This window comes from Stenotrophomonas sp. 2YAF22 (assembly GCF_052114665.1).
In the GTDB taxonomy this organism is placed as follows: domain Bacteria; phylum Pseudomonadota; class Gammaproteobacteria; order Xanthomonadales; family Xanthomonadaceae; genus Stenotrophomonas; species Stenotrophomonas indicatrix.
In genome coordinates, this window is sequence record NZ_JBFRFE010000210.1 from 1 (window position 1) to 6,270 (window position 6,270).

Here is a 6,270-nt window from a genome sequence, read left to right on the forward strand (position 1 = left end):
CCCCAAGCACACTACGTGTGCTTGGCGCTSCGCCAGATCGAGAACAGGATCCACACCCCGCAGAACCCTGCGCCGATGAAACCGCACACGCCCAGCGCCAGCAGCCAGCGGCTGGAGACGCCCCCTACGCTGTGCATCACGATCGAGGAGCCGATGATCAAGGCTGCGGTGACGATCCCCATCACCAAGCGGTTCGCCGCACGATTGACCTGGTCGCCGAAGCCCTGCAGCGCGCTGGTCTCCACCTTGAGCTGCAGGCGGCCACGGCGCGCCGCCTGGACCAGCTTGCGCAGGTCCCGCGGCAGTTCACCGGCAAAGTCGATCATGCCGAGCAAGCTGCGTCGGCCACGCTTGAACAGCGCCCGCGGCGCATAGCGCTGCAGCACCACCCGCTCCAGGAACGGGCGCGCGGCGCTGGCCATGTCGAAATCCGGGTCGAGCTGGCGGCCCATGCCCTCAAGGGTCAGGAAGGCCTTGATCATCAGCGCCAAGTCTGCCGGCAGGGTCAGGTTGTAGCTGCGCAGCAGCTGGGTGATGTCGCCCAGCATCAGGCCGATGCGCAGGTCCTTCAGCGGCACGCCGCGGTACTGGTCGACGAACAGGCTTATGTCATGCTGCAACCGGTTCTCGTCCACTTCCACGCCACCGGCCCAGTCCAGCAACACATCGGCCACGCCCTGCGGATCCTGTTCAACCAGACCATGCAGCAGCTGCGCGACCTGGAAGCGACGCACCTCCGACAACGCGCCGACCATGCCGAAATCGATCACGCCGATGCGGCCGTCGCGCAGGTAGATGATGTTGCCCGGGTGCGGATCGGCATGGAAACTGCCGTCCTCCAGCACCATCTTCAATACGATGTCGGCGCCACGCCGGGCCAGTTCACGGCGGTCGATGCCGGCCGCATCGACACCGGCCAGATCGCGTCCGGCAATGCCGTCGACGAAATCCTGGACATTCAGGCTTTCGCAGGTCCATTGCCAGTGCACCGCCGGAATCAGGATGTCGTCACGCCCTTCGAAGTTGCGCGCGATGCGCTCGGCATTGCGGCACTCCGCAGCGAAATCCAGCTCGCGGCGCAGCGACACGGTGAACTGCTGCACCACCTCGGCGGGGCGGTAGCGGCGCAGATCGGGCAGGCGCGCCTCAACGATCTCGGCCAGCCGTGCCAGCAATCGCAGATCGGCTTCAACGACGTCACGGATACCGGGGCGACGCACCTTCAGCACCACTTCCCGGCCATCGCGCAGTCGCGCACGGTGGGCCTGGGCCAATGAAGCAGCGGCCATCGGGGTTTCATCAAGGAAGGCGAACACCTGCGACGGAGACGCACCGAGGTCGGCCTCCAGCTGTTCGCGGATCTTCTCGTAGGGCAATGCGGGGACCGCGTTCTGCAACTCGGAGAGTTCGGCGATCCAGTCCGGTGGCAGCAGGTCGACGCGGGTGGCGAGCACCTGGCCCAGCTTCACGAACGTCGGCCCGAGATCCTGCAGGGCGCTGCGCACGCGCACCGGCGCGGTCATCCGCAGCATTTCCTGCCGCTCCTCGTTCCAGTGCAGCAGGCGGCCGGCACGTTCCAGTACCGTGGCCAGGCCGATGCGCCGCACGACGTCGCCGAAGCCATAGCGGATCAGGACGGCGGCGATTTCCTGCAGCCGACCAAGGTCACGGACGGTGCCCAGCGTCTCCCACATCGTTGCCTACTCCGGTTGATTGCCGGAGCAGCATGTCACAGCTGGGCGTCGATACCGTGCAATGCCGCCGCTACGGTTTGCCGACGGATGGCTTCACGGTCACCATCGAACTGGAACAGCTCGGCACGGGCATAACCGCCGCGACGCTTCCAGCCGATCCAGACACTGCCGACCGGCTTGTCCGGGCTGCCACCGCCCGGACCTGCGATACCGGTCACCGCCACCGCGATGCCGGCACCGGAATTGACCAGCGCCCCGGACACCATTTCCAGCACGGCTTCGCGGCTGACCGCACCGAACTGTTCCAGCGTCTGCGCGCGCACGCCGAGCAGGCGCTGCTTGGCTTCGTAGCTGTAAACCACCATGCCGCAGTCGAAGAACGCCGAGGAACCGGCGATGTCGGTCATGCACTTGGCGATCCAGCCACCGCTGCAGCTTTCAGCAGTCACCAGTTGCAGCGAAGCCTGTTGCAGGCGCTGGCCCAGCGCAGCGGCCTGGGCATTGAGTTCGGCGTCGGTCGGGAAGGCCATCGGGGTAGCTGAAAAGTGAAGAACCTGCACGTTGTACCGCAGATGGCAGGGTGGTGTCGCGGCCGCAGGACATGCCGGCCAACGGCCGGCACTCCCTCACCATTCGGGCAGCTTCTCCGGCAGCAGGGCCCGGATCGGCTCGCCATCGGCGCTGGCCGCCAGCTTCTCGGCCTCGGCGATGGGAAGATCGACCTGCAACAGCCAGCCTTCTTCATCAGCCTCTTCACTGCGCACCACTTCCAACTGGTGCAGGCGCGCGCGAAGGCGGCCGGCACTTGGCGGCAGGCGCAGCTCGCCGGTGACGTGCTGCAGACCCAACCGCTTGCCGAGCACGGCCTGCAACAGTTCGATGCCCTGCCCGTCGCGTGCGGAAATCCACACCCGCTCACGCCGCGATTCATCCGGCACGCCGTCCTGACCGTCGTGGCGCACGTCGGCACCCTCGATGCGGTCGATCTTGTTGAACACCAGCAACTGCGGAAGGTCGCCGGCACCGACGGCGGTCAGTACTTCATCGACCTGGGCGATGCGCTCCTCGCGGTGCGGATCGGCGGCATCGACAAGGTGCAGCAGGAAATCCGCTTCCCGCGCTTCAGACAGGGTGGAGCGGAAGGCCGCCACCAGGTCATGCGGCAGGTCGCGTACGAAACCAACCGTATCGGCCAGCACGACGTTGCCACCGGGCACGGCGATCCGGCGTACGGTCGGATCCAGGGTGGCGAACAACTGGTCGGCCGCATAGGCCTCGGCGCCGGTCATCGCATTGAACAAGGTCGATTTGCCGGCATTGGTGTAGCCCACCAGGGCCACGCGCGGCAACTCGCTGCGCACGCGCGCACGACGCATCTGGGTGCGCTGTACTTCGACTTTTTCCAGCCGCTTCTGCAGCTGTTCAACCCGCTTCTGCAGCAGGCGACGATCGGTTTCCAGCTGGGTTTCACCCGGGCCGCGCAGACCGATCGAACCACCACGCTGGCGCTCCAGATGGGTCCAGCCGCGCACCAGCCGTGTCGCCATATGGCGCAGCTGGGCCAGTTCGACCTGCAGTTTGCCTTCATGGCTGCGCGCACGCTGGGCAAAGATGTCCAGGATCAGACCGGTACGGTCGATCACCCGGCGCTCGAGGAAACGCTCCAGATTGCGTTCCTGGCCCGGGCTCAACGCGTGGTTGACCAGGATCAGGTCCGCGCCGGTGGCTTCGGCGGCAGCCTTGATCTCATCCAGCTTGCCGCTGCCGATCAGGGTCGACGGGTTGGGGCGATCCAGGCGCGCGGTGATGGTCACCGCGATGCTGGCCCCGGCCGAGCGGGCCAGATCGCCGAATTCTTCCAGCACATCGTCTTCCAGCTTGCCGAAATGCGGCTGGATCAACAGGGCGTGTTCGCCCTTTTTCGAGCGGTCAAACATTCACCGCTCCAACATCATTCGTCTGCTTCATCACCCGCCTGACCATCCTCACCTGATTGCACGTACCCACCACCCGGGCCGACCTTGACGTTGCGCGCCGGCACCACGGTGGARATGGCGTGCTTGTAGACCATCTGGCTKACSKKGTTGCGCAGCAGGACCACGAACTGATCGAACGATTCGATCGTGCCCTGCAGCTTGATGCCRTTGACCAGGTACACCGAAACCGGCACGCGCTCGCGCCGCAGTGCATTCAAGAAAGGATCCTGCAGCGATTGCCCCTTGGACATTGCACACTCCTGATTATTGTTCTTATTGGTAGCCGGCGGTTGCCGCGGCCCCCGAGCCGCTTGCCGGCCCATGATGGTACACGGCCAGCGCCGGTTCAGCGTGCAACGAAGGTCGACACCGCGCCCGCCAGGCGCTCTCCATCCATATGGGGGTCGAACCAGCGCGCATCAAGCTCACCGCGCAGCCAGGTGAGCTGGCGCTTGGCCAGTTGGCGGGTGGCGAAAATGGACTTGTCACGGAAGCGGGCCAAGTCCCCGTCGCCGTCCAGGTACTCCCAGGCCTGGCGATACCCCACCGCGCGGACGGCGGGCAGGTCCAGCGGTGCGGCCACCGCCCGCATTTCCGGCAATGCACGCAGGGCGCGCACTTCGTCGAGGAAGCCCTGCGCGAGCATGGCGTCGAAGCGGGCCTCGATGCGCTGGTGCAGGACGGCGCGGTCGCGCGGCGCCAGAATCAGCTTCAACGTGCGCACCGGCAACGGGGCCACCCCGGGGCGGCGCTGCCATTCACTGATCGGCGTGCCGGTCAGCCGGTAGACCTCCAGTGCCCGCTGGATACGTTGCGGGTCGGTGGCATGGATGCGTGCGGCGGCGGAGGGGTCAACGGCGGCCAGTTCGGCGTGCAGCGCAGCCCAGCCTCGCTCGGCGGCCTCGGCGCTCAGCACGGCACGCATCGCCGGGTCGGCCTCCGGCATCGGCGACAGACCCTGCAACAGCGCGCGGAAGTACAGCCCCGTGCCGCCGGCCAGGATCGGCGTCTTGCCTCGGGCGACGATGTCGGCCACCACGCGGGCGGCGTCGGCRGCGAACTCGGCGGCGGAATAGGTCTGCCAGGGATCGCGCAGGTCCAGCAGGTGGTGCGGTGCCTGTGCGCGTTCGGCAGCATCCGGCTTGGCCGAACCGATATCCAGTCCGCGATAGACCAGCGCCGAATCGACACTGACGATTTCACCGTCCAGTTGTTGCGCCAGCGCGATCGCGGTGGCGGTCTTGCCGCTGGCGGTCGGCCCCATCACGGCGATCGCCAGCGGCCGCTGATCCACTGCCATCAGTCTTCGTCCGGCCAGCGGAGGGTGGGCTTGGCATCCACCCGCACGGCGGGTACCGCCTCGACCGCCAGCCAGACCTTCAACGCATCGACCGTCGCTGCCACATCGTGCACGCGCACGATACGGGCGCCGCGCTGCACGGCGATCAGATGCGCGGCCACCGACGCAGCAACACGCTCTGCCGGCGACTGGCGACCGGTCAGCTCGCCCAGGCTGCGCTTGCGCGACAGCCCGGCCAGCATCGGCACGCCCAGTTCAAGGAAACGCTCCGAACGGGCCAGCAGCGTCATGTTGTGGGCCGTGGTCTTGCCGAAGCCGAAGCCGAGGTCGATCACCAGATTCTTCTTCGCGATGCCGGCCATCTCCGCAGCGAACAGCCTCTGCACCAGGAAGCCATGGACCTCGCCGACCACGTCGTCGTACTGCGGGTCGGCCTGCATGTGACCCGGCTCGCCCTGCATGTGCATCAGCACCACCGGCACGCCTGCGTCCGCCGCCGCCTCCAGCGCACCGTCCTGGCGCAGGCCGAAGATGTCGTTGATCATCCCGGCGCCTGCAGCAACCGCGGCACGCATCACCTCCGGCTTGAAGGTATCGATGCTGATCGGGACCGCCGTGCGCGCTGCCAGCTGCTCGATGACTGGCACGACACGACGCAGTTCTTCGTCGATCGACACCGGTGCCGCGCCCGGACGGGTCGATTCGCCGCCGATGTCGAGCAGGTCGGCGCCCTCCTCCACCAGCTTCAGGCCATGCGCGACCGCCGCCTCGCTGGTGTCATGGGCACCACCATCGGAGAACGAATCCGGGGTGACGTTGACGATACCCATGACCCGGGCACGGTCCAGGCGCAGGATGCGGCCGGCGCAATCGAGCTGGGGCGAGATGTCGAACATGGTCAATCCTGCAGGCAACGAAGGTTAGTTTACGGCGGCAGGGCTGCGCCCTACACCCGCAGAGGCCAGGGCGCAAGCCACAGCAACAGCGGGTTTCCGTGGGATGGCGGGGTGGGTCCGGTTGCGGGGGACGCCGTGAACCCATCCTTGGGGGCTTGGCCGCGGYATCCATGCCGCGGACACCCCCGCAACCTGACCCATCCCGCCTTCGACAGTTTCCCGGTGGCCGGTAGATCCACCCCGTGCGTGGATGAATCTCCATAGGAATCGAGTATCTCGACAATTGAACGAAGAGCATCCACGCATGGCGTGGATCTACCGTGTCGACCAAGCTCGACACCTACCAACAGCGGCCCAACAGCAGCGGGAAATTGTCGAAGGCGGGGCGGTGTCGGATTGCGGGG

General features: G+C 66.7%; 6 protein-coding genes. All 6 read right to left on the bottom strand.

Features of this window, described 5'->3' with window-relative positions:
• Positions 1 to 11: 11 nt before the first annotated feature.
• Positions 12 to 1,694, bottom strand: coding sequence for a 2-polyprenylphenol 6-hydroxylase (gene ubiB / locus AB4Y84_RS10225; RefSeq protein ID WP_442250091.1), 1,683 nt, complete (start codon positions 1,692 to 1,694; stop codon positions 12 to 14).
• Positions 1,695 to 1,729: 35 nt separating this feature from the next.
• Positions 1,730 to 2,224, bottom strand: a complete 495-nt coding sequence (locus tag AB4Y84_RS10230; RefSeq protein ID WP_025878918.1) for a CinA family protein — start codon at positions 2,222 to 2,224, stop codon at positions 1,730 to 1,732.
• 96 nt (positions 2,225 to 2,320) lie between these two features.
• Complete coding sequence (gene hflX / locus AB4Y84_RS10235) at positions 2,321 to 3,631, bottom strand: ribosome rescue GTPase HflX (protein WP_312786608.1); 1,311 nt, start codon at positions 3,629 to 3,631, stop codon at positions 2,321 to 2,323.
• 14 nt (positions 3,632 to 3,645) lie between these two features.
• Positions 3,646 to 3,921, bottom strand: coding sequence for an RNA chaperone Hfq (hfq, locus tag AB4Y84_RS10240; protein ID WP_442250092.1), 276 nt, complete (start codon positions 3,919 to 3,921; stop codon positions 3,646 to 3,648).
• A gap of 95 nt (positions 3,922 to 4,016) precedes the next feature.
• Positions 4,017 to 4,970: a tRNA (adenosine(37)-N6)-dimethylallyltransferase MiaA gene (miaA, locus tag AB4Y84_RS10245; RefSeq protein ID WP_442244579.1), complete on the bottom strand. Its 954-nt coding sequence runs from the start codon at positions 4,968 to 4,970 to the stop codon at positions 4,017 to 4,019.
• Complete coding sequence (gene folP, locus AB4Y84_RS10250; protein WP_363731148.1) at positions 4,970 to 5,866, bottom strand: dihydropteroate synthase; 897 nt, start codon at positions 5,864 to 5,866, stop codon at positions 4,970 to 4,972. The genes miaA and folP overlap by 1 nt, the downstream gene beginning before the upstream one ends.
• Positions 5,867 to 6,270 lie beyond the last annotated feature (404 nt).

Coding starts and splice junctions, on each gene's coding strand:
- hflX (WP_312786608.1), bottom strand. CDS start 3,631: ATGTTTGACCGCTCGAAAAAGGGCGAACACGCCCTGTTGATCCAGCCG.
- folP (WP_363731148.1), bottom strand. CDS start 5,866: ATGTTCGACATCTCGCCCCAGCTCGATTGCGCCGGCCGCATCCTGCGC.
- AB4Y84_RS10230 (WP_025878918.1), bottom strand. CDS start 2,224: ATGGCCTTCCCGACCGACGCCGAACTCAATGCCCAGGCCGCTGCGCTG.